Annotated in this window: 22 protein-coding genes; 10 read left to right on the top strand and 12 right to left on the bottom strand. The window is 38.7% G+C overall.

What is annotated here, in order from left to right; genetic code table 11:
- Window positions 1-35 precede the first annotated feature (35 nt).
- Together L2735_RS11660 and L2735_RS11665 are read right to left on the bottom strand one after the other, a co-directional pair.
- A complete protein-coding gene (locus L2735_RS11660) occupies window positions 36-581 on the bottom strand; it encodes a recombinase family protein (protein WP_283104619.1) in 546 nt (181 codons plus the stop codon).
- A 416-nt stretch (window positions 582-997) separates the two neighbouring features.
- Window positions 998-2,830, bottom strand: coding sequence for a hypothetical protein (locus tag L2735_RS11665; RefSeq protein ID WP_248984873.1), 1,833 nt, complete (start codon window positions 2,828-2,830; stop codon window positions 998-1,000).
- A 326-nt stretch (window positions 2,831-3,156) separates the two neighbouring features.
- Between L2735_RS11665 and L2735_RS11670 the strand changes: the two genes are divergently transcribed.
- Together L2735_RS11670 and L2735_RS11675 are read left to right on the top strand one after the other, a co-directional pair.
- Window positions 3,157-3,498 carry a hypothetical protein gene (locus L2735_RS11670; RefSeq protein ID WP_248984874.1) on the top strand — a complete coding sequence of 114 codons (342 nt, stop codon included), beginning with the start codon at window positions 3,157-3,159 and terminating at the stop codon, window positions 3,496-3,498.
- A 332-nt stretch (window positions 3,499-3,830) separates the two neighbouring features.
- Entirely contained in the window at window positions 3,831-4,061 is a 231-nt protein-coding gene (locus tag L2735_RS11675) for a hypothetical protein (protein WP_248984875.1), read from the top strand.
- A 70-nt stretch (window positions 4,062-4,131) separates the two neighbouring features.
- Here the strand turns inward: L2735_RS11675 and L2735_RS11680 are convergent, their stop codons facing one another.
- From L2735_RS11680 to L2735_RS11690, 3 genes are all read right to left on the bottom strand, one after another.
- On the bottom strand, window positions 4,132-5,415 hold the full coding sequence (locus L2735_RS11680) for a tyrosine-type recombinase/integrase (RefSeq protein WP_248984876.1): 1,284 nt from the start codon (window positions 5,413-5,415) through the stop codon (window positions 4,132-4,134).
- A gap of 279 nt (window positions 5,416-5,694) precedes the next feature.
- Entirely contained in the window at window positions 5,695-5,925 is a 231-nt protein-coding gene (locus L2735_RS11685) for a hypothetical protein (protein ID WP_248984877.1), read from the bottom strand.
- Window positions 5,926-6,316: 391 nt separating this feature from the next.
- Window positions 6,317-6,877, bottom strand: a complete 561-nt coding sequence (locus L2735_RS11690) for an outer membrane beta-barrel protein (RefSeq protein WP_248984878.1) — start codon at window positions 6,875-6,877, stop codon at window positions 6,317-6,319.
- 662 nt (window positions 6,878-7,539) lie between these two features.
- Between L2735_RS11690 and L2735_RS11695 the strand changes: the two genes are divergently transcribed.
- Both L2735_RS11695 and L2735_RS11700 read left to right on the top strand, forming a co-directional pair.
- Window positions 7,540-8,862 (top strand): anaerobic C4-dicarboxylate transporter, encoded by a 1,323-nt coding sequence (locus L2735_RS11695; protein ID WP_248984879.1) that lies wholly within the window; start codon window positions 7,540-7,542, stop codon window positions 8,860-8,862.
- 267 nt (window positions 8,863-9,129) lie between these two features.
- On the top strand, window positions 9,130-9,681 hold the full coding sequence (locus L2735_RS11700) for a hypothetical protein (RefSeq protein WP_248984880.1): 552 nt from the start codon (window positions 9,130-9,132) through the stop codon (window positions 9,679-9,681).
- Window positions 9,682-9,791: 110 nt separating this feature from the next.
- On the opposite strand, the gene L2735_RS11705 is transcribed toward L2735_RS11700, so the two are convergent.
- The 5 genes from L2735_RS11705 to L2735_RS11725 all read right to left on the bottom strand — a co-directional run bounded on the left by L2735_RS11705 (window position 9,792) and on the right by L2735_RS11725 (window position 16,254).
- Window positions 9,792-13,736 carry a rhombosortase-dependent M36 family metallopeptidase gene (locus L2735_RS11705; protein ID WP_248984881.1) on the bottom strand — a complete coding sequence of 1,315 codons (3,945 nt, stop codon included), beginning with the start codon at window positions 13,734-13,736 and terminating at the stop codon, window positions 9,792-9,794.
- A 256-nt stretch (window positions 13,737-13,992) separates the two neighbouring features.
- Entirely contained in the window at window positions 13,993-14,454 is a 462-nt protein-coding gene (gene asnC / locus L2735_RS11710) for a transcriptional regulator AsnC (RefSeq protein ID WP_055022683.1), read from the bottom strand.
- Between the two features lie 154 nt (window positions 14,455-14,608).
- Window positions 14,609-15,286, bottom strand: coding sequence for a bifunctional tRNA pseudouridine(32) synthase/23S rRNA pseudouridine(746) synthase RluA (rluA, locus tag L2735_RS11715; RefSeq protein WP_248984882.1), 678 nt, complete (start codon window positions 15,284-15,286; stop codon window positions 14,609-14,611).
- Between the two features lie 221 nt (window positions 15,287-15,507).
- Window positions 15,508-15,798 carry a hypothetical protein gene (locus tag L2735_RS11720; RefSeq protein ID WP_248984883.1) on the bottom strand — a complete coding sequence of 97 codons (291 nt, stop codon included), beginning with the start codon at window positions 15,796-15,798 and terminating at the stop codon, window positions 15,508-15,510.
- A 36-nt stretch (window positions 15,799-15,834) separates the two neighbouring features.
- Window positions 15,835-16,254 (bottom strand): hypothetical protein, encoded by a 420-nt coding sequence (locus L2735_RS11725; RefSeq protein ID WP_248984884.1) that lies wholly within the window; start codon window positions 16,252-16,254, stop codon window positions 15,835-15,837.
- Between the two features lie 479 nt (window positions 16,255-16,733).
- On the opposite strand from L2735_RS11725, the gene L2735_RS11730 reads away from it, so the two are divergent.
- Both L2735_RS11730 and L2735_RS11735 read left to right on the top strand, forming a co-directional pair.
- Window positions 16,734-17,723, top strand: a complete 990-nt coding sequence (locus L2735_RS11730) for a 2-hydroxyacid dehydrogenase (protein ID WP_248984885.1) — start codon at window positions 16,734-16,736, stop codon at window positions 17,721-17,723.
- Window positions 17,724-17,818: 95 nt separating this feature from the next.
- The gene (locus L2735_RS11735) at window positions 17,819-18,556 is read left to right on the top strand and encodes a dienelactone hydrolase family protein (RefSeq protein WP_248984886.1); all 738 of its coding nucleotides are present in this window, start codon (window positions 17,819-17,821) and stop codon (window positions 18,554-18,556) included.
- A gap of 104 nt (window positions 18,557-18,660) precedes the next feature.
- Here the strand turns inward: L2735_RS11735 and L2735_RS11740 are convergent, their stop codons facing one another.
- Entirely contained in the window at window positions 18,661-19,266 is a 606-nt protein-coding gene (locus L2735_RS11740; protein WP_248984887.1) for a mechanosensitive ion channel family protein, read from the bottom strand.
- A gap of 193 nt (window positions 19,267-19,459) precedes the next feature.
- On the opposite strand from L2735_RS11740, the gene L2735_RS11745 reads away from it, so the two are divergent.
- From L2735_RS11745 to ahpF, 3 genes are all read left to right on the top strand, one after another.
- Window positions 19,460-20,203: a spermidine synthase gene (locus L2735_RS11745; RefSeq protein ID WP_248984888.1), complete on the top strand. Its 744-nt coding sequence runs from the start codon at window positions 19,460-19,462 to the stop codon at window positions 20,201-20,203.
- Between the two features lie 561 nt (window positions 20,204-20,764).
- Window positions 20,765-21,334 carry an alkyl hydroperoxide reductase subunit C gene (ahpC, locus tag L2735_RS11750; protein ID WP_248984889.1) on the top strand — a complete coding sequence of 190 codons (570 nt, stop codon included), beginning with the start codon at window positions 20,765-20,767 and terminating at the stop codon, window positions 21,332-21,334.
- 189 nt (window positions 21,335-21,523) lie between these two features.
- Window positions 21,524-23,116, top strand: coding sequence for an alkyl hydroperoxide reductase subunit F (gene ahpF / locus L2735_RS11755; RefSeq protein WP_248984890.1), 1,593 nt, complete (start codon window positions 21,524-21,526; stop codon window positions 23,114-23,116).
- Between the two features lie 86 nt (window positions 23,117-23,202).
- On the opposite strand, the gene L2735_RS11760 is transcribed toward ahpF, so the two are convergent.
- Window positions 23,203-23,433 carry a hypothetical protein gene (locus L2735_RS11760; RefSeq protein WP_248984907.1) on the bottom strand — a complete coding sequence of 77 codons (231 nt, stop codon included), beginning with the start codon at window positions 23,431-23,433 and terminating at the stop codon, window positions 23,203-23,205.
- Between L2735_RS11760 and L2735_RS11765 the strand changes: the two genes are divergently transcribed.
- Window positions 23,412-24,524 carry a GGDEF domain-containing protein gene (locus L2735_RS11765; protein ID WP_248984891.1) on the top strand — a complete coding sequence of 371 codons (1,113 nt, stop codon included), beginning with the start codon at window positions 23,412-23,414 and terminating at the stop codon, window positions 24,522-24,524. The genes L2735_RS11760 and L2735_RS11765 overlap by 22 nt on opposite strands.
- Window positions 24,525-24,691: the final 167 nt, after the last annotated feature.

Here is a 24,691-nt window from a genome sequence, read left to right on the forward strand (position 1 = left end):
GGTGAGTTAATGTAAGGGGCTCAATTTGAGACAGCCTAACGCTTCAATACTGCTATGACGGTCTGCCTAGTGCAGCCTAATGAGCGTGCTATTTGCGCTTTGTTAGTGCCTTCAGAGAATAGTTGATGAATATCAGCATGCAGCTTCTTATTCGGTTGCTTACCCTTGTAGCGGCCTTTGGATTTAGCTATAGCGATGCCTTCACGTTGACGCTCTAAGATCATAGCTCGTTCGAATTGGTAAATGCCACCAAGCATGGTCAGCATAAGATCTTGCATAGGGTTGCTTACCCCAGTGAACTCCAAGTGCTCTTTATGGAATTTAAGTGTGATGCCCTTAGAGGTGAAGCTTTTAACTAGTCTCAATAGATCTTCAGTGTTACGTGCCATACGGCTAATATCATGAACATGGATATAATCCCCATCACGGGCATATTCGATGAGCTGAAGTAACTCGGGGCGGTTTGTATCTTTGCCACTGCATTTGTCTGTAAAGACTTTATCTAATTCGACATCTTTTAGTTGACGATCAATATTTTGATCTACTGAAGAAACTCTAATATATCCAATATGTTGACTCATAATTATTACCGTGTAGTTAAGTTCTACAGTACAACTTAACTGGATATTTTAGAAGCCTCAATATGTAAAATTGACAGACTAATTCCGGTAGAGAAATTCTCATTTAGGAGGCGTGAAGTTGGATTAGGTCACTATAGATTTATATATTTCCAAGAAGAATTGGGGCAAATTGGCATCACAGCAAAACCAATTATTTGAAGGCTAAAATCTATAGGTGTCTCTTATAACCCTACTCAAAGCTTACACAAATTGGTTTGGCTACAATGCTTTAACTAACCAAAATATAAGGATAAATATTTAAACTGTAAACTTTGAGTACACTTAAAATGTACAGCTTATGATTCAAGTTAGTTAGCCAAATTGGCAATTTCACTAAACACTAAGTCAGGCTCAGATTTCGTTGTTATAAACCGCTGTTAGTTGTTTGTAAATACATCAATGTTAAAGCGTAACAACTGCTCCGCTGTTGACTTTCTTATTGAGTTTAACTGCTTAATTGAGTTTAACTGCTTAAATGTTGACTGTTGCAATGATTGTGATGCTCTTCTGTTAGCTTTAAAATTTGATGAATGCTTATGCTCATGTGAGATTTCGTCGTTCAATCCTGCATTTAAATCTATATCTACATCTACGCCATCCGTATAATTCTTATTACTGTCGAGGCACAGTTGAAATTGCCTCGACAGTTCTTGGTGAGTTGATATTAAATCGCTCAAATTATCAACGACTAAATTTAGTTGATCATTAAGTAAATTTCTAAAGGCATCAATATCATCATCCAACTTTACATTTAATGGTGCTAGTAACGCTTCACTAAGTTTTCTATTGCTGTAGGTTCTTTCATTTATCTGATCAAATATCATTTCAGTCATTTGATGAGATGCAAAACGCTTAATAGCTTCATACGATTGTTTAACTGTTAATGCTTTACCATGTTTTTCCATGTTATCTTTGGAGTAGCTTTTAGTGCCTATAGTAATTGTGGTTTTATTTTTTTTATTGTTTTTATTAAACCAAATTGAAAATCGTATCCCTCGAATAGCAACATTGCGGGACAATTTTATTTTTGAGTCTTTTTTAAATAGCACGGTATTTAAAGAATTGCTCCAAGCTTGGTAATCCCATAGAGCATTAATAACTGCTTTTGGTAACGGAGGATAAAACTCGTGTATTAGAGTATTATTTTTGGGAAGTATTCGTGATTTTGTTGCTTCACTTAAATCTGGGTGCTCTGCTATCTTACTGAATACTTTATTAAAAACACGATAAATAAACTGTTCTTCGTTTTCAGAATTTAATTCTCTGATTAAATCAGATTTTCTAAATTCAATATTTAATATATTTTGGTCATTAGTATTGATATCTATTTTTGTGTCAGTTGAAAGGGGTGTTTCGTCAAAATACATATCTAAATGAATGCTTTCTGGAATAGCCCGCACATGATTAGTTATTTCAGTAATCAGCTCTTCTATAATTGCATTGTTAAATTGGTTAACAATATCATATCGGTAATCAATTTCTTTTTGTATGTTAATCGTTGAAGGAAACTGGCTCTGACCATTTTTTATCCTGTGCAATAAATTTTTAACGGCCTTTGTTCGTATAGCAGGGATATTATTGGAACTCAAGGTAATCAAAGATTCAATAGTATTTAGAAGCTCATCACCATACATATAGGCACGCAAAATCAGATGATGGGGATAGTGTATGCGTAATTTATTTAAATTTGACCAATCAAACTCATTACTACTAAACAGCTCTGGGAGTATATCGAGTTCAATATTACGATTTTTACTTTGATTGTTTCGCTGATTGCGATTGTTTGAACCCTTATTAAATAATTCCTTTATTTGTTGGGCTTGTGCATATGCTTTACCGTAGAAGCTTTCATATTTTTTCCCTTCATCGAGTGTTTCGAATAGTAGATAAAAATGGCTCCACTTAGCGACCATATGCTTATTGCTTTGACGTGGTTTATAACGACTTAAATCTACACCATGATTACGCATTGGATCGGGTGTAGTTTGTTTATCTATTTCTACGTTTTCGAGTGTAGCTTTCAAGAGCTCTGCGATCTTTTCGAGTTTAGGAAATGTGTCTTTATCCAGTTTTATTCTTTCGACAACGAGTAATAGTTGCATCCACTCAGCAATCACGCCTTCAATCGCAGCAGTAAATGGGTTGTTTTGCAGGATACGTTGATGATTGAGTATGCACTCAACTACTTTGTTTTCATCTATACTTTTCAACTGTCAGATTCCTAATATATAACTTGCATTCATAAATAACACTATTGCTGTAAATAGCTAAAAATACAATCCTTTTGTAGATTTAAATGTGGTTGATTTTGATTTTTTGAATATTCACCGTGCATTCTTGATATTCAAAACGTGCAAAAGTAGCATATCAGCATGTATTATTTTTATTTTGTTGATTTGGGTATTCAAATTTGACTTGTTGAAGGTTTGTGTTTAGTCTTTCGAAGTATCAAGAAAGTCAGTTCTTCTAGCAAAGTCGCTGTAGAGGGGACGGAAGTTAAGTTCTTGGGATGTTTTTTAACTATGGAGTGATATGAATGTACAGTTTTAGACCAATAACCATAACTGATGTTTCAAATGCTTTGGAAGCAATCAGAACAATAGTTCGACCAGATGCAGATAATGAAGGGCAATCGATAAACAGTGATTCCGTATATAGTTACTTGCTACCTACTGAGCAGCGACTTGTCGATATAGCAGAAGATACAGTCAAGTCCTATATTTGTGATTCTGGTGACAAAGTCAATAATAACGCCATAGCGCATATGAGAAGAAAAGGCTATGACACTATTCTTCAACTCGATCAATATGACCCGTACAAGTTGACTGGACATGTTGTTGTTGGTGAGTGGGTTATCGATCTTAGTGATAGACAGTAAATGTGCAGTGTTAAGGGGTAACTGAGGATGAGAAAGGTTCAAAGGACTTGCTCATATAAGCTCAAGTCTATGGGTAATGGAAATAGTGAATTTGTTCTGTTTCGGTAGTTGTTTCATCTATGCGCACATATAGCAATCTAAAGTTTAAGAGGATTTTTAGACGGTAAGTACGGAAGTTGTTAGCTAATTAGCAAGCAGAAGCATCTATAGAGCTACTGTGTGCAATATCAAAAGGGAGATTGTGTTTTCGGTGGCTTAAAAAGCGGTAAAAGTATTAGGCTCATTGCAGAGTCTGTTTCTATAACTAATTTATTGAAGAGTGGGACTCAATTATGTCAGAAGAAAATAAAGCAGAAAAAGCCGGAGCGGCTGCTAGTGTTGGAACAGTTGGCACTATTGGAGCAGTTACTCTTGGCTCGAGTGCTGCAACTATTTCAGGGGGCTTAGCCACCGCAGGGAGTTTAATTGGAGGAGGTATGGCTGCTGGCGTTGGTGTTGTTGCTGTAGCACCACTGGCTGTTGGGGGGATAGTTTACGGGATTTTCTCATTATTTGATGACTAATAATTGAATGCTAATGAGAAGTAATGAGTAGGCTGATAATGCAATTCAGCCTGCTCAGAATGTAAGCCTTTTAGATACAACCACGTCTTTTGTATTCAAGACTCCATTCTTTAAATTGCTTTGTTAGTCTTGCCTGATTTTTAGCTAACACTCCAGTGGAGAGCGGTTTCTTTTTGGGAGCGGCCTTTTGAATTTCAACACCAGACAGTTCACGTGTGAACATTTTAGGTATTACATGGCTGTAATGTTGCTCAATCATCTGAAGGCTTGTACCACACTGTTTTGCCAATATTTCCATGCTCACTTCTCCAGACATCAATTGCCATGTGATATAGGAGTGGCGTAATGAATAAAGTGTTCTAACTCCATGAGGCGACTTTTTTAAGCCTATTTCTTGGAGTGCTTTATCAAATGCCTTTCCAAGCTCGTTAGTTGTTGTTCCATCGGCAAGCCTAAACAATTTATCTGAAGGTTTTCGGTTGGGGAATCGTTCGCGGAGTCCATCAATACATGAGAAAACCTCATCACGGCAAACAATTTCTCTTGTGCCAGTATACTTAGTGGTTTTGCCCTTTGTGACGGTGACATAGAAAACGACATTATGCTCATCTGCTTCCATATTAATATCTGCCCAAGTTAGCCCTTCCATCTCGGTGCCAGGCCTAATACCCGTATGAACGGCAAACTCCATATAATCTAAAAGCAGCTCTCTTATCTGGCGTGTTTTTTCCTTACGGCTATTTTGCTCTAACTTAATGATGGCATCGAAAACTTGTTCATACTCTCCCTTTGAGAATGCGGCTCTTCGTTGGCTGCTAATACCTTCGCTGTTTAGTACAGGTACTTGCATCGGAACCATCCACTTTCTGACGATAGCTTCCTTGAACACCATCTGAACTGCTGCGTTATGGGTTTGGATTGTGGATTTTGCTGGGATTCGTTTAAATTGTTCAATCCGCCATTTATCAAATTCACGGATTTTTTCTTGATCAATAGAAGTGATGAACATGCGGTCGAAGAAGGGGATATGATATTTACGTAGGGCGCCAATGTAATCCTTGTAAATAACCTTACCACCTCCATGTAATAGTTCACTTTGCATCTGGTCTATGGCTTTCTCTGCTACATCTTTAAAGCGTTTGCTATCGATTAAGGTATTGGTTTCAGCCCGTATTTCATAATCCATGAATATGCGGTGTGCCATAGCAATAGCATCATTTAGTTCAGTCTTCTTAGTAGCTTTAGCGTACCATTTACCGTAGAGTGCGAATCGGCAGTACCAGTATTTACTGTTGCTTTGAAGATAGACATAAAGTTTATCAGTTATGTTGTGACGTTCGATTTGTTTGCTCATTAATCCATCGTAATGAGTAAATGCTTTATTTGCAAAGATTTTTGCAAAGTTATTATTTGTTTGTTTTTACTTGTTGAAATTTAAGTGTATTTTTTTAGGCGCTTTCTTTTCAAAATCCGTTGCTTTCGAGCGTGGCGGTTCAAGTCCGCCCACCGGTACCATCTCCTCTTTAAGAGGATTTAAACCGACTTTAAGTCGGTTTTTTTGTGCCTGTTTATTTCCATTTTTATTATTTCTACAGTTAACAGCGCATAAACTCAAACCTATCACGTTGCTAGATTATTGAATTTGTTGTGCGCTGTTTATTAAGTGCTGCTTTTCATACCCAGCTATAATTCCAAGTTCATAAAATGGCACTTTGCGTGTTAATGAATCTTGAAGTAGCGTGTAGTCGCTATCATCGAGATAAAGTTTGTCGGCTATACTTTCTCCTTTTATCCAACCTAGGCCGTAAAGCAAAACCGCCGTGATACAGGTGTATTGAATGATGCCTGAAAAATATTGTCCCATTAAAATCTCTTACCTTGCAGAATTAAGTACAGCATAAAATTATTATACTCAGCTTGTTTAATAAGCATCTAAAGACTGGTTTTAGCGCTACTAAGGTTATGTGAAGCACAAGATAGTAAAGGTGTGGGATTGCACTTTTATTAAAGCTTCTTTTTTGTGATAAAAATAAAAATCTACTGCTTTATATAAAATTAGCTAATGTAGCTTAGTGTTAAATGATGAGTGTTTTACTTTTTTCTTATTGGGTGATTTTAATAAAGCCATTTTTAATATGTTGTACTGTTCAGGAGCAGAAGCTCAAGTTAAAATCTTTTTATATGCCCAGTTTAGAATTTTTAGAATGGGAAATAATAAAGGACAACCTAAGCTGTCCTTTATTAATTTTATTTAACTAGAATTTGTAATCAATCGCTAAATAAACTTGTTGAGTACCATTTAACGAGAATGTGCTATTGTTCGCTCCGTTACCTACTTCTTTTTCGTAATCTTGCTTTAAGTATTGGTAGCCAATTTCAGTAGACCAGTTGTCATTGATATTATACACAAAGCCTGTTTGCCCCCCCCAAACAAAATTGTCTCCAGAGCTTAAATCTGCTTCCTTGATACTAGTATGAGTCATACCCGCTGTTGCGCCGACAAACCAGTTAACATTGCTCTGTCCAAGAGGGACTAGATAGTCATAAGATAATAGAAAAGTCTGCTGTTTACCTAGGTCTTCAGAGTTATAACCATAAGTACCATATACACGGCTATTATCGTTAATATACTTACCAACACGAAGTTGATATGCCATATCTTTTTCTTTCTCTTTAGTGCCATCAACAGAGGAATCTAGCTTGTAAGTATTCTGCTGGTAACCCGCAGCGCCACCGACGAACCAATCTGCTGCCATTGCAGGTACAGACATTGCAGAAGTAATAACACCGGCTAAAATAAGTTGCTTAATTTTCATAATCCACTCCAGAATATAAAGGTCGTTTCGTTTTGTTGAAGCAATCATAGTCTGGTTAAGCTGTATCAGAACTGAATGAGTTTAGTGGTCGTTATTTTAAATTATATCTTCTAAGTTAACTTATTTAAGATAGAAATAAATTTCGGATTTATATGTATTTTCAAGAGCCTTATTACACTTAACTTATAATGTGGGAGTTTTGAATATTAAAGCTTGCTTTGTATTTTTAGGTATTTTACTTATTATCGAAATCATATGGTTTCATCTTGTTATATTACTAATTTAACATGTTCTCCTTAGGGTTGGTTTTAAGCTAATTTCTAGCTATTCCTCATTTATTTCACGAAGTTTACCTATGTGAGCGATTAGCCGTTCCTATGGTAGATCACAAATTCAACAAGTTGTTACTGAATTATTTGCGCAAGGTCACTGTATGGTTTTTAGCTGATATTTGATGTTGCAGTTTTGATGTATAAACAATCTAAAGGCTGAATAAAATGATAACCACTCAATTAGCCTTTAGTTGTTATTTTCTATATATGACCTACATTCGAGCATGCGATTCCTACAGCGCATACACTACCAAATGGTCTTTATAGTAAATAAACCAAATGCAGCCGGATTTGCTGCAATTAATCAATGTTTGCTAAGGAGATTAGCTAATGTTTTATGTTCATATGCTGTTATTGTTGGCGGTTATATTTGTTGGTATTCGCCACGGTGGCGTGGCATTCGGTTTACTCGGTGGCCTAGGGGTATCGGTATTAGCGTTTGTTTTTGGTATTGCACCAGGCTCACCTCCAGTCAGTGTGATGTTGATTATTCTAGCTGTTGTCGCTGCATCAGCAACACTCGAGGCCACTGGTGGCCTTAAGTTATTGGTTAAATATGCTGAAAAATTACTGAGAAAACACCCTAGCCAAATTACTTTTCTTGGCCCCTTATGTACTTACTCTTTAACCGTATTAGTGGGAACTGGACACTCAGTGTATCCACTACTACCTGTAATCTATGATGTAGCCTACAAAAAAGGTATTCGTCCTGAGCGTCCCTTAGCCATGGCGACAGTCGCATCGCAAATGGGAATTACAGCAAGCCCAATTGCAGCGGCTGCAGCAGTTGTTATGGCGACAGCGATGGATAATAGCCTTGATATTAGTTTAATCAATGTGTTGTCAGTGACGATCCCTGCGACCTTAATTGGTGTACTAGCGGGTTGTGCGTGGAGCTTAAATCGCGGTAAAGATTTAGATAAAGATGAGGCATTCCAAGCACGTTTACAAGATGAAGATTTTCGCAATAATCTAGTTGATCCAGAAGTAGAATCAACTGACCAAGCTCATACAGATAGCATAGCTAAACGAGGGTTAGCGTTATTCTTAGCAGGTATCGTTTCTGTCATTGTCATTGCGATGTTTAGTAAAGAGTTGCTACCTGAAGGCGTCAGTATGTCAGTGGCCATTCAGTTTATGATGCTATCAGTCGGTGCTGTCATCTTATTGGCTACTAAGGTGTCACCACAAAAAATCGTCAATAGTAATGTGTTTACTGCGGGTATGACTGCGGTGGTGATCATCTTTGGTATTGCATGGTTAAGTGACACTATCATTAGTCACCACAAGAGCTACCTTGTAAGCTCACTAAGTGATTTAGTCAGCGCTTACCCTTGGTCGTTTGCAATTGCGATGTTTATGGCATCTATTTTCTTAAAGAGCCAAGCTGCAGTATTGACGATTATGTTTCCGTTAGGCTTTGCTTTAGGGATCCCTGCGCCAGTACTTATTGGTGTTATACCAGCATGTTATGCGTACTTTTTCTTTCCGTTTTATCCGAGTGATTTAGCGGCGATCAGTTTTGATAGATCGGGCACAACCAATATCGGTAAATATGTACTTAACCATAGCTTTATCATTCCTGGATTTATTGGGGTGACAACGGCGACAATATTAGGTTATTTCATCTCTACGCTAGTTATTAATCATTAACTTGAATGACATAAAAAAGCCCAGCATTTGCTGGGCTCTTTTCGTTAAGTGTTAACTAACGATTAAGACTTCATCTTACGACGACGGAATGCCGCTAAAGGAAGAGGTATAGTTAGTTTTAGCATAGAATCAACTGGTGTCTCTTGTACTGAAAATGGTTGGATGGGGAGGCAGGATTAAGTGTACTGTAGTGAATGTTGGTAATTTGTTACTTTGGGCTTGTACAGGTAAAATAGCATTATTATATGGATATCATTAAGGGAAATAATGAAAAAAACAATTATGCTTACATCAATGATCTTTCTTGGTGGCTGTACAGCTGAAGAGACTTCAACTTATAAAGAAAAAAACTCAAACTCTGCTTCTGAAAAAGTTCGCTCTACCAATGCTTCATTACTTAATTCCTCTGAAAACTCAATCTCTACTGCCAAAATTGAACGTCAAAAGCATGATGTAACTTACTCGAACAATAAAGATTCTTTACCAGTAAAACCTGCATCATACTCAGTCGCACTTAATCAGCAAAAGTTCATCACAGATAATGCCAGCATTAAAGCGGGTCAATCTTTATTTAACATGGAAATGAAACAGTATGGGGTGGTTAAAGGATCTTTTGTAGTGATTGCTTCGAAAAAACCGAAGTGGCTAGAAAGCGATTTTTCAATTAATGAAATAGCTAAACTAACTTACCGACTAAACAGTCAATCTGCAGATGCTGATTTACATGAGTGGTATAAAAAGTTAATTCAAGATGCTCGCTTTAGTACTGTTGAGCTTGAAATTGACTATAGCGGAAAAAGTGATGTGCCCGAGTTTTAATCGTCGTATCAACAGTTATTGACACCGCCTTTAAGTTGTTTATTTTCTGAAACTTATAAATTTAAAGCCACAACAACAATATGTTGTTGTGGCTTTTAGTAAATTAACGATTATTTACGACGACGAAGTGCTGCTATTGGTAATAATAACAAGCTTAACCAACCCATTGAGCCACCACTAGATGATTTCTTTGGCGTTTCAGCGGCTGTATCTGCAGGAATATCATTTACCATTACCGAAGTTGACGTGACAACATCTGCGACACCATCGTTTACCGTTAAGGTAAATTCGAGAGTTTCAGAGCCAGAAGCAACTAACGGTGCAGTAAAGCTTAATTCAGCTGCATCAGTTGTGGTTAATGTTGCTGTTGTACCAGAGGTTTGCTCCCACATATAAGTTAAGGTATTGTCAGCATTGGCATCAATAGCCGTTGCAGTAAAGGTAACTTCTTCACCTTCATTAACTTCTGCGGCACTTGCCATAACAGTTACACTTGGTAAACGGTTTTCACACACGTAAGTGTCTCCAGCTACGACATCAGAGAAAATGCTTGTTTGTGTATTGGTGAAGGTAATGTCATCAATGTACCAACCAGCAGAGAAACCAAACTCTGGATCGGGTACAAATGCGGAGTCAGTGGCAATGCGGAATCTAAATTGCACTTGGTTACCATTTAAGGCTTCACCAAAGTTAATAGTTTCCCAGCCGTAGTTAACACCTGAATACATAGCGCGGTCCGCAATGGCTGCTTCGGTGTACTCTAATCCTGTATCCGTATAGCCATCGCCTTCAAATGTTGCACCAGCTTCTACCACATCGATCCAATTACCGCCATTGATACTCACTTCAACAACCGCACCATCAAAACCTTCCTCTAGGTTGTATAAGTGCCAGAAGCTAACAGTGTAATCGCCAGCAAAGCCAACCGTTGTTGGACGAGTTTCGTACGCAACATCTGATGTGAAGCTATTGCCTGTTGCAGATAGTAGTCCATCAAACTCATCCCACTGATCTAATCCGAATGTGCCAATAGCCATGACATCACCAGCAATGACATTTTCAGTAAAATCTTTCATTCTAGAAAGAGTATTTAGGTCATCATACTGGCTAGTACCTGTTAATTCACGCTCTTCAAAGTCGACGTTTACCGTTGTTGAAAGCATGTATTCAGTCGTGTCTTCTACGCCATTCATTTCATCAGCAACAAATTTAAGTACTAACTCATCACCAATGCCGGCATCGTTTAAGGTGAACTCAATAGGGGTACTCGTTGCAGAGCCAAATAGTGCAAGGTCGTCAAAGCGAACCAAACCATCGTTAGCGAAGGTCACATCGTGATCGCTTTCAACAACAACGTGTCCAGTAAGACCACTCAATACTTCATTACCATTGTTTTGAATTATGAAACTAACTGTGCCTGTTTCGCCTTTATCAATAATATTATCTTTTGAACAGAACCCAGACATTAAGCCTTCATAGTTCGTATCCATGGTATGAGCTGTTACTGTGTAAGCTGATAATTCAGTTTCATATGATTCAACAACACCCGCATGATCTGTCGAGAAACGGCTCGGTGATTTAGCTCCTAAGCCCATACCACGACGTGCAAATGCAGCTAGAATAATCTTATAGTCTTCAGCATCATTTGCATAAGCGGCTGCAAGGAGTGCATCACGACCTTCGGTAAAGGTAGGAGCCATTGGCATCATCTTATAACCAGCAACTAAGTAGTCCTTCATTAGGCTCTTAGCTTCATCGAAGGTATGGCGTTCATCGTTAGCTAAACCGATAAATGAATCCCATAACATCGCCGCATATACAGAACCTGAGCCATGAACCTGAGGGTTTCTTTCTACATAAGCAAATGTAGATGGGTTAATGTCCATATTAGTTGAGTATGGGAATTCACGGATACCAGTTACAAAGCTTGCTACATAAGTGGTATCACCATAGCCACCTGCATAATCTTCATTGCCGACGACTAAGTTGTCGGCAGAATCTGAGCCAAATAATAGTGCGTGGAAGTCACCAAAGCCTTCACCCATAGAACGTGCTTGGTTACTACTTAAACCTGAACCATTACCTACTAAACGGTTACTGATGTAGTGACCCCATTCATGAGCTACAATTGCGTTATCCCAAGAGCTATCTTTAAAGTTACGTGTTAAGTCATTTTTGAACATGTCGATAGATACAGTTTCACTTGCATCTAATAGGGCATAAATCGCTGCGCCGTCACTATAATTGATGCCCATGCTTGGGATCGTTACGGTGTCATCCGCGCCGCCCATTGGTGCCGGTGTACCATCGTCAGTGTTATTCGCGATTAATACCGCAATAGCACCTGCATCCTGAGCATTTTTAACTTTTGCTGTGAAGTTACATGCACCGCGGTCAATAATGGCAACTTTACCAGCAATTTCTGCACTATTAACGGTGGCTTCACAGCCATCTCTGATTGGATCTACACCATCTTCAATTCGAACTAAATCGCCAGAGATCTCATAAACATCGTCACCAAAACTAGCAAATTGAACAATATCTAATAAACCTATTGCTGCATGAGAAGTGATGGTTAAACCATAATCAACGCCATTTTCAGCTTGAGTGGTTTCCCATAAGTACATCTGCATTCGAGGGGAGGCACCGTCAGCTGGGGTAGACATGTTGGCATTATTAAAGCCAGAGTTGTCTTGAACTTCTACATTTAGTGGGTCACCTTCAACACCACCACGATCGTAGTTAACAGCCTGAGCATTACCTGCAGCTTCATCAAAACCATGATCGTAATAGTCATTATGCAAGTAGTTGTTCATATAGAACAAGTTGACGATAGCGGCCTTACGATTATTGATTGAGTATTCTGGTTCATTGATGTTATATACATAATCAAACGTGTTAGCGGCGGTAGTTTCAGCTTGATAATCGCCATTAGTGAAACCTTGAGGAGCAACGGCATCAACATAGGCATTTACATTATTTCCAGAAGTTACAGTGGCATCATCAGCTAACCAAGGATCCATGGTACTAATAGCCCCATGACTTAAACTAACCAAAGGAGCGTCTAAGTATGGTGCGGTTAGATAAGCGTCTTCATCACTACCTTCAGGAGCTGGCATCACATTGCCGTGCGGGCTGTCCCAAGGCTTTCCATCAGCATCTGCGTATATTCGATAATCAAACTCAGCTGCATGACTAGTTAGATTCTGTTTAAATAGCACTTCGCCCGTTTCAGCGGATATAACATAGCTGTAGTATTCAGAGTCACGAGTGTCCAATGAACCCGACTCAATTTCAACATAATGAGCTGCGACTAGTTTATTTTTGTGTTCGAAAAATACTTTTTTAGCTCTAGGCTCACCCACCAAAACTTTCAGGTTACTAGTATTAGTCACCGAATATTTTTCGTATTGGCTATGAGATGACTTAGGCTCAAGGGTTATTGAATTACTGTCGCCACCCATAGCTTTAAAAGCTGCGGATACAGAATGTGAAGTATCACCAAAGGCACCTTCAATATCTTTGAGTGCACTTGAAATAGATTTAGTAGTATTTGTCGAAGTGAAATAACCAGAAGATGCGACAAGATTCAACTCTCTGTCCATCATGATGTTATATTCACGATTGAATACTTCTACGCCTGCAATAGTTTGTCTATATTTTGCTATTATCGGACCGCGTCCCATGTCATGGGTATTGGTCAAAACTGCTTGGGTTACCCCTTGTTTTACTGATGATAAACCGGTTAATTTTGCAAGATAAAAATCTGCGGTATAGGCTACTCGTTGTTCAGGTTTAATCGCAGCTAGACTTGGTGTTGTCTGATTTTTGATTGCCCACTGAAATGTCGTTTTTCCTAGTTGGGCATCAAACTGGTTTCTCATGCCACTTTTTGTAGCAACTTCTTCAAGATTATTATATTTTTTAGCCAGTTGAGTTTTATTGAATGATTTATAGTCGGGGGCTTTAGTAAGCTCAGAGCTTGACGCACTGAATGAGATGGTAGCGCTAGACAGTAGCGCAGCAGATATAGCTAGAGATAATTTAGTCTTCACAACTTCTTCCTTGGTTAAAGCATTTACCACGTCCAAGCATTTGTAGGGCATAGACTAGGTCGGTGATAATGCTGTTTATTATATTTTTTGCATTAATGCGTTTGGTGCATTCTTTGATGCACTCCACAACTTTTTAACACAAAAAATTAACAGTTGTAACCAAAGGTGTTACAAAATTATAAAATAGTTGTTAAAATTAACTATTCCTTTTGAGGTATTCCTTCTGTGTGCTTGCTATAATAAATAACTAATTACTCTAAGGCTTAACTCCCCTAACAATGGGGTTTTGTAGACTTATTAAGGTTTCTGTCGATTGAATTTCATCAATTGATTGAATGCGATTTATCAGAACATGCTGTAATCCATCGATAGATTGGCACATTACCTTTACAAAAACGCTGTAATTTCCTGTTGTATAATATGCCTCAACGACTTCCTCTAAGGCATTTAACTTTGATATGGCAGCAGGATAATCACCTGCACTTTTTAAATTAATGCCAATGAAACAGCAAACGTCATAGCCTAAAGCTTTAGGATCGACTGTAATGCGTGCCCCTGTGATGATGCCAGCTTGCTTCATTTTTTCGACACGAACATGAATAGTACCGGCACTTACCGCAAAGCGTTTTGCCAGTTCAGCAAAGGGCGTTCTTGCTTCTTCCATTAATGCTTCAAGAATTTGGTTGTCGAGCTGATCTCTTTGAAATGGAGTTTCCATAGTAAAATGCCTAATTAAATTATAATTAGGCATTAATTTACGATGAATAATGAATAATGGCTATCAAAAAGTTCTCATGAACAATTTTTATCTAACTTAAATAATTCTCGGTTGAATAGATCGAAATGGGATTAACTGAGTGCTTAAATTTATTTTATTGTGCACCAATAGGCTCAATAAATGGCACTTCAGCATTAAAAGTCAATTTTTGCTGGCTATAGGGATGATGTATTGTGAGCTCGGCTGCGTGAAGTAATAACCGTTCTGATAAACGTTTAGCTAACGGATCGGCATAGAAGCCATCACCTAAAATGACATGGCCTATGGCCATCATATGGATCCGCAGTTGATGTGAACGTCCTGTAATAGGGGTTAGCTTTACCAGCGTCGATTGCTTGGCGTAACTGACCACTTCAACATGAGTTAAAGAAGGCTTACCAAGCTTATGATCCACTTTTTGTTTTGGGCGATTCGGCCAATCGCAAATCAGTGGGTAATTAACTTGTTTAATTGACGGGCTGACGTGGCCTGCCACTCTTGCGTAGTAAGTCTTAGCTGTTTCACGATCTCTAAATTGTCGCTTTAATTCTCGCTCTGCATTACGACGTAAAGCGACCACAATTACGCCAGACGTAGCCATATCCAACCTATGTACGATTTGGGCATTAGGGTGTTTCTCTAGTACACGGCTATATATGCTGTCATGGTATTGGGCTTCACGACCAGGGATCGACAATAAGCCAGATGGTTTATTTAGAACAATAATATCTTTATCTTCATGAATGATATCAAGCCAAGGATCAGTAGGTGGGGTGTAGATAAAGTCTGCCATGGAAAGCCTCTTACTAGAATGCGCGGCAAAGATACCTTTCAGGCTACTTAAGTGCAAGCAAACTATCTCCTGTAGTGCTTACACTGAGCTATTAAAATTAGATACTTTAAATCACTGAGATTTAAAGTATCAAAAATTTAAAGATACTCAGGTTTAAAGATACTTAGGTTTAAAATAACTTAGACATTAAGTCACTAGGACTGAAATGCATTCTCTTAAGTTTAAGAAAATGCAGTGCCATTTACGTGCATAATGGTAAAGGTCCAAACAACAAAGGCGAGTGGCACATGTACTAATGCATAAAAGCTTTGATCAAGGCGTGACATACCTTGTGCACTCCAAATCAGATATACATGACCAATAAGCACTAATGGAAATAATGACAATAAAGGATATAGCGCAAACGGACTGGCATCAGCAAAAATACTATGGCTAAACAGTGCCCAAAACACCATAAAACTGGTGGTTAATGGTGGAGCGGCTAATCGGTATTGCTCTGGATAAGGAAACATCCTATTACCTTAAAAATAACAAAAGATAATACTAGATTAACCTTTAATTTCCTTTTTGCCATGTATTACTTTTCTATGAACTACAGAATAATGGCGTAATCCGGCTGGACCATGCGACACGACTACCGATAACAACACGATAAAAATTGTAATTTCCGGTTTCCAATCGGCCATAGGGATAAATAAACCCAGCAATAGCACCTTGAGTATGGTTAATACACCTTTAAGTTGAATTAGCCAACGCCAGTCTCTTATCACTTCCCATGCAAATAAAGCTACGCCGCTGGTCATCGCTAGAATCCAATAATTAATCCACAGACTTTGCTCTATTCCCAGTAATAAGCCACCGCCAGCACCTACAATGCCGACAATATGCAATGCGCGCAGGCTAGTTTTACCTAACCTTTGTAACCAGAATTGAAATTCAGATACTTCTTGATGCTGCTTTTTAGACATGAATTACACATAATTGAAATGTTAATAATGTGTCAGCTTAGCAAATTCATCTTGAATGAATAGCGATCTATAGCAAAATATAAATTATTGATATGCTAGTGGCATTAGAAATCGCAACTTGGCTAGGGCCTGTTGATCTTTTCTAGTTAAGTTTTGTTCGAAATAAAAGCATTTTAATTGAGGCGGATGGATTGATGCCTAGTCATCTAAGCAAGATTCATCCAACAAAGAGTAAAATGCTTTTAGTCGAACCCTTTGGGCAGCCTTTGTTGGCGATTTTTACTGCGTTATCGACTTTTTATGTAGAATAACTACACCACAAAGTCTCTGCCTTGTATAAATTGCCAACAATTCGCTGCAAAAACAACCTTGAAAGATCAACAGGCCCAGAGATTAACGTATTTCAAAACGTGACCATGGCGATTTGTTGTTGGCAGTATCAAGGCAAGCAATATGCTTTGTTGATTAAGGACAGTAAAATGAAAATCGGATTCTTCAGCGCAAAAAATTATGACATTCAACATTTTGATGCGATGAATAAAGACTTTGGCGCCACAATTGAATATTTTGACTATCGACTTTGCATGCAAAATGCCAAGTTGGCTGATGGTTTTGAAGTTGTGTGCGCTTTTGTCAATGACTCCCTCTGTGAAGAAGTGTTAGTCGAGCTCGCAAAAGGCGGTACTAAAATTATCGCAATGCGCTGTGCGGGTTTTAATAATGTTGATTTAGACGCTGCTAAACGTTTAGGTATTACAGTGGTAAACGTTCCCGCTTATTCTCCAGAATCTGTCGCAGAACATACCATTGCGATAATGCTGACCTTGAATCGAAAAATTCATAAAGCCTACCAACGCACTCGTGATGCAAATTTCGCATTATCTGGTTTAGTGGGCTTTAACATGCATGGTAAAACTGTTGGCGTCATTGGTACGGGTAAAATTGGTATCGCCACCATCAAAATCTTACTTGGTTTTGGTTGTAAAGTAGTTGCATACGACCCGTATCCAAGCCCAGTTGTAAAAGCGCTAGGGGTTGAATATGTCGACTTAGATACGCTTTATCCACAATGCGATATTATCAGCTTGCACTGTCCATTAACGTCAGATAATCATCATCTTCTTTGCTCACAAAGTTTTGCCAAAATGAAACCTGGAGTCATGGTGATTAATACTAGTCGCGGTGGGTTGCTCAATGCCATTGATGCGATGGAAGCATTAAAGGTTGGTCAATTGGGTTCATTAGGTTTAGATGTGTATGAGAATGAAAAAGAGCTGTTTTTCCAAGATAAATCCAATGAGATTATCAGGGATGATGTGTTCAGAATTTTGTCGGCGAGTCATAATGTTATTTTTACCGGTCACCAAGCTTTCTTAACCGATGAAGCATTAAATGCTATCGCTCACACCACTCTTAAAAATATTACCGACTTAATTACCAGCCATCATTCTGATAATGAATTAAATTAATGACCAAAACTGCCGCTTGAGGACACCTCATAGGCAGTTTACTTATCAGCAGTCGTTTTGGTTTAAGCTTTGCCTACTAACAATAAAGAGGGATTATGATCATTACCAAGGAAGTGCACGATATCACCACAGCGACTGGCGTGATGCGCACGTACGTATATCGCCCTGATGTACCTGGTCAGTTTGCGAGTATTATTTTTTACTCAGAAATTTTTCAACAAACTGCGCCCATTGCAAGAAGTGCTGCCATTTTAGCTGGTCATGGATTTGTCGTGTTAGTGCCAGAAGTGTTTCATGAATTAAACCCAATTGGGACAGTGTTTGAGTATGACGATGTAGGCAAAGATAAAGGTAATGCAGATAAGTTTGCCAAGCCGCTAGAGCATCATGACAGTGATACTGAAGCTATGGTTGAGTTTGCTCGCAGCCAAGAGTATTGCACCAGTCAGATTGGCGTAATGGGTGTATGTATAGGTGGCCATTTAGCGTATCGTGCGGCACTGAATCCAGATATCAGTGGTGCATTTTGTTTATACCCAACGGATATTCATTCCAATACTTTACCTTGCGAAAAAGGCAATGACTCATTGACCCGCACAGGGGATATTGCGGGGGAATTAGTGATGATTTTTGGTAAACAAGACCCACATGTTTCAAGTGAAGGGCGTAAATTGATTTACCAAAAACTTGAGTCAGTACAAGCTAATTTTAGTTGGCAAGAAGTTAATGCTCAACACGCTTTTATGCGTGATGAAGGCGAGCGATATGATGCAGCTCTGGCACTGCAAATGTATTTGCAGGCGGTGGCATTTTTTCAACGTATATTGAGCTAGATGTCTAAGTTACATCCCTACATAACAGAGCTAATGATTTCCTTTAGTCATTAGCCTAGTTATCTTTTCAGTCATTTGCTTCAGCTATAAACTCAAAAAGTAAATCAACTCGAAGGGGAGTTGGTGTCAGTTACTTCAGGAGCCTCTGCTTTAATCACATCAGCTACAGATGCTTGAGTGGATGTTGATATAGGTTTGCCGTGCTTTGGGTTAGTCGATGTGGCTGCAGGAGGCATTTTTATCACTGCTTTTTGTAACATCAGATTGTTAGGGTATGTCATGATATCTCCCTGATCGCGCTTGATAATCACATGGAACAAACTGATTTCTACGATCACGCCGGTCATATCTTCATCTTTATCGACAATTTTAATTTTATCGCCAATCCGATATGGGCAAGCGAAAAAGATAAGTACTCCAGCGGTAATGTTGCTTAAAATCGACCATTGAGCAAATAACGCCACACCTAAGACTGCGAACGCCGAAGATACAAATAACGATACTTCTTGATACCCCAAACCTAAAGATACCGCCATAATCGAGGCGGTGATAAAAAACAGCAAATAAGTTAATAACCGAGTCACTAAGCGACTACGCACTTCGTTAACTTGTTTTTTCTTGGCTTGTTGACTGATGAAGTGCTTTAGCTGACGCTGTATAAATATAAATACAGCTAAACAAATAGCACAAATAAAAATTTGAGTGGTCATGGTGGCTCGCTTGTTCGGTCTTGTTTAGCTTATTTAGGCTAACTTTGAACTCAAGATGATGTGAGTTTGAATTTATCCTGTAAACTGTCGTGCTTGCAATCTAATTCGTTACAAACTTGTTTATTTGAAGTGGCAATCTAAGTGTGAGTCATCGAAGCGATAAGGGGAAAGCGAATCAAACCGAGTCCGTTTAATGTCAGATTATCAGCAGTTACACCATATCAGTGATGATATTGGCCCTATTTTCGTATTAGAAGATAACGAGTTTCGGATCCTATCCTTTGGTGATAATGACGAACAAAGTAAAATCCTCAAAGCTCAGCCTCATGTTCCTCAACATACGTATATTCAAGCCATGCTGGCGGTGTTGTTATTTTCTAAACCCAAAAGTGCGATTATATTAGGTTTAGGTGGTGGGGGCTTAGTGCATGCATTACGACGCTATGATGCTGGTATTAAGTTGACTGCTGTTGAACTTCGAAAAGATGTCATTGAAATATCCAAGCGTTACTTTCAGCTGCCGATAGGGAAAAAACTCAATATAGTGCATCAAGATGGTGGTGAATTTCTTGCCAAAGCTGATCACAAAAGAGTGGATGTTATTTTTGCAGACATGTACATAGAGCAAGGCGTTGACGAAAAACAACTGACTACTGAGTTTATTGAAAACTGCCATAAAGGATTAAAAGCTGATGGCTTCTTAGTGCTTAATTGCTGGAAAGAGCACAGTAAAAGCGAGCTATTAAAGCAAACGCTATCTCAGCACTTTGCTAATGTATACGCAACACTAACTGGAGGCGGCAATTGGGTGATTTATGCTAGTAAGCAGCCACAGTCATTTAGCGCCGCAACGAATAAACAACAGTTACTGCAGCTATCCCAGCAGTTAGATTACCCTGTAGCTCGTTCATTAACCCGATTTACTCAATGGGAATAACGAGAACGACTTTATTGCGAGAAAAGGCTTTATACCCAAACAACTTGAAAATCCGTGTTTCAGAGCTTCACCGTGTTTTCAATACTAGGCGCGTTAATGCGGTAATGTAGGTACCTTATAAATTAGCGCAACAACGTAGTGGGAACACGGTGAAACTCCCTGAGGGCAAGTTTTACACGCGTTTATGCTGCGTTATTGATTTTGAAAAGGGAATAACCATTACCCTCAATCAATGCCTTACCTAAACGCGTGTAAATTCTTGCTGAAATCGAGCATCTTCAGGTTGTTTGGGTATAAGACTGGCTCTCTGTCAGTTTTAAGCTGTTACGGTTGAGCGGTTCCTCTTTTGTTATCTATTGCCAATGCCTAAAACAGACTATGTGATATGGGAAAATTAAATAGCATTTCAATATTCGCTATTCACCTTTTAAAGTTAACTTTCGAAAAAACCGATTAGGGTGATAGTTTTTACCCGTTATATTTAATTCTAAGTTGTCGCTATTATCTATTCCATCAAACGGATACAGCTAAACACTTAATTAAATAAATCGGAGTAACACAATGACTCAATCAATAATCAATTCTACAATCAAGCCATTCTCAGCAACTGCATTTCACAATGGCGAATTTGTACCTGTGACTGAGCAAGACCTTTTAGGTAAATGGTCAGTGGTATTCTTTTACCCAGCTGATTTCACTTTTGTTTGTCCAACTGAATTAGGCGACATGGCAGACCATTACGCTAAGCTTCAAGAAATGGGCGTTGAAGTTTACTCAGTATCAACTGACACTCACTTCACTCACAAAGCATGGCATGCAAGTTCAGACACTATCGGTAAAATTACTTACCCAATGATTGGTGACCCAACTGGCGCAATCACTCGTAACTTCGGTGTGATGATTGAGGAAGACGGTCTAGCACTTCGCGGTACTTTCGTAATGAACCCTGAAGGTGAAGTTAAAGTTGCTGAAATTCATGACCTAGGTATTGGTCGTAGCGCATCAGAGCTAGTTCGTAAAATTCAAGCTGCTCAGTACGTTGCATCTCATGACGGCGAAGTATGTCCAGCAGCATGGCAGCCAGGTGAAGAAACGCTTGCTCCATCAATTGACTTAGTTGGTAAAATCTAACAATAAGATTAATGGCTCATTCATCTCATCATCGTGAGTGAGCCATATTCAATAGATTTACCAATACTGTTCCAAATCATCTCCAATCAACCTTAGATCTCCCTCTGGTTTTACTCGATTCATCACCGAGTTTAACTCTCTAAGGTTGATATTTTTTTGCTCAATCATTTATTTTCTAGGAGCACACCTATGTTAGATACGAATATTAAAAATCAACTGAACACCTATCTGCAAAACCTCAAGCGCCCAGTTGAACTTGTCGTGTCAGCAGATGAAAGTGCCAAATCTCAAGAGTTATTATCGCTTGCAAAAGATGTTGAAGGGTTATCAACGCTAGTTAGTCTTAAGCAGCAAACGTCGGCCAGAACGCCGACGATGAGTATTCTAAATCCGCAAAATGGCTCAAACATTACGTTTGCAGGTTTACCAATGGGGCACGAATTTACTTCATTAGTGCTTGCATTACTTCACTCTGGTGGTCACCCAATTAAGTTGGCTGATGAAGTTATTGAACAAATCAAATCATTACCAGGTGAATTTCATTTCGAAACCTATGTTTCACTGAGTTGCCAAACGTGTCCTGAAGTGGTTCAGGCACTCAATATGATGGCAGCAATTAACCCTAATATTACTAATGTGATGATTGATGGTGCTTTATTTCAAGATGAGGTAAACGATCGCAACATCATGTCTGTACCTTCTGTATATATGAATGGCGAGCCATTCTCGGTAGGCGCTATTAGCGTAGTAGAAATCTTAAATAAGCTTGATGTTAATGCTGTAGCAAGAAAAGCAGAGCAGATTAACAATAAAGAAGCGTTTGATGTTTTAGTGGTTGGCGGTGGTCCAGCTGGCGCTTCTGCTGCCATTTACGCAGCACGTAAAGGTCTTCGTACGGGGATTGTCGCTGATAAATTTGGTGGCCAAGTTGCAGAAACTGTTGGCATAGAAAACTTTATTTCGGTATCTAAAACCGAAGGCCCTAAGTTGGTTGCCAATTTAGAAGCACACGTTAAAGATTACGACGTCGATATCATGGATAACCAACGAGCCTTGTCATTAAAAGACGGTGGTTTATTTGAACTAGAGCTAGTAAGTGGCGCTAAGTTATCAAGTAAAACAGTATTGTTGGCTACTGGTGCGCGCTGGCGTGAAATGAATGTCCCTGGTGAGCAAGAATATCGTGGTAGTGGTGTAGCATATTGTCCTCATTGCGATGGCCCATTATTTAAAGGTAAACGCGTTGCCGTTATTGGTGGCGGTAATTCAGGTATTGAAGCTGCCATTGATTTAGCCAATATTGTTGAGCATGTCACTGTACTTGAGTTTGATACCACATTGCGAGCTGATGAAGTATTACAGCGTAAAGCGCAATCAATGGGTAATATCGACATTATTACTCAAGCTATGACGACTGAAGTTGTCGGTGATGGCAAACGTGTAACGGGTCTTAAGTATACTGACCGTAGCACTAACGAGTCACATGACATTGAGTTAGCAGGTATTTTTGTACAAATTGGATTAGTGCCTAACACTGAATGGTTAACTGATACTGTTGAGCTAACTAATCGCGGCGAAATTATTGTCGATGGAAAAGGCCAAACGTCTATCCCTGGTGTATTTGCTGCAGGCGATGTGACGAATTCAGCTTATAAGCAAATCATTATTGCTATGGGTAGCGGTGCAACGGCTTCATTAGGCGCATTTGATTACTTAATTCGTCATAGTGAGTCTGAGCAAGTCGCTGAAAATACTTCTGAGGACTCTACCGCTGCAGCATAAACCAGAATTCAGATAATATCTGCGCACAAACAGTGTAAGGCGCTTATATATAAAAAAGCAGTTAACTTGGGTTAACTGCTTTTTTATCATTCAGTAATCTTTTCTACTTCTACTTCTACTTCTACTTCTACTTCTACTTCTACTTTTATTTCGAGTTTGCTGATTGGAGTGAATTGAATTCGAGCCATCAGAACGGAGTCCGAGTCTAATCTGCTTGAATTAAAATCACTTCTCATATAATAATTCGTTAAAATAACGTTATAATCAGTTAATAATTCAATAATTAAAGCGCTAAATGCTAAAGCCGACGCCAACATTTGAACATCAATTAAACTTTGAAACCCAACAATATTTAGCCAAAGGCTGTCGCTGGTTTAGTGTATTGAGTTTTGTATTGGCCTTAGTCATTTTTTTTAGCAAGCTTTACAACAACCCTGAATCCAATTGGGTATTTACCACTTTCAGTATATTGCCATTAGCCTGTGTCTCTTTTTATGGGGCTTTGAATAATTTTCTCCATGCTCGAAATTACAAAATAGACAACTTCAATCGTTATTACAGGTTCATCTTTGCATTAATATTATGCTGGTTTACGGTATGTAATATGCTGCTGTTGGAGGCAATATCAGCTCAGAGTCGAATTGAAGCCATATTACATTTATTAATCTTTTCTTTATCTGTGGCTTTGTTTCCTAAACGAAATATTTTCTTATTCTCAGTGGCTTTATTAGCAGGCTATATGACGATATCAAGAGCCTTTAATTCCGAAGAATTGTTTTTTCCTATAGTCAAAATGATGTGCTTTGTTGGCGTGGTAATTTCAGGCCAACGGGTGATGGAAAAGTGGTTTCGCAGAGCAGTATTTAAAGATGTAGAAAATCAGCGACTACTAGAAGAACTTAATCAACTTGCGTTAACGGATGGCTTAACCAAGCTAAGTAATCGCCGCCATTTTGACTTAATGCTAAAGCAAGAAATCCAGCATAGTGAAAGAACTGCAGCGCCAATGTCGATAATTTTAATGGATATTGATTATTTCAAAAAGCTTAATGACCATTTGGGCCATCAGAAGGGCGATGAGTGTTTAATTAAGTTAGCTCGGTTGCTGAAGCAACAAATTAAAAGACCACGGGATGTGTGTGCTCGCTACGGTGGTGAGGAATTTATTGTGTTATTACCTGAAACTGATCTTTCAGGTGCGGTGGATGTGGCAAATAATATCAAAATACAATTAAACCAATTAGCCTTAAAGCACCCAGATTCATTAGTGAGTGAGTTTATCACGGTATCTCAGGGTGTGGCGCAGTGGCATTCAGGGATGACCGTCGAGCAATTGGTGAAGCAAGCTGATGATAAGTTGTATGAAGTTAAAACTAATAGCCGAAATAATATTGCTTATGCACTTTAGTTATTCCATTTTTAGCCGATATACAAATTGTAACGTATTTAGGTTCATGCCCGCATAAAAGGATTTACGCGTTTCATCGAGAAAACAGCGCTGACAACATTATATAAAATACATAATAAGTGCCTGCGGTTTGTAAATTTACGTGTTTTAACGTTTGGTTTTTCTTT

Origin of the sequence: Shewanella olleyana (assembly GCF_023283825.1) — a bacterium.
GTDB classification, from domain to species: Bacteria; Pseudomonadota; Gammaproteobacteria; order Enterobacterales; family Shewanellaceae; genus Shewanella; species Shewanella olleyana.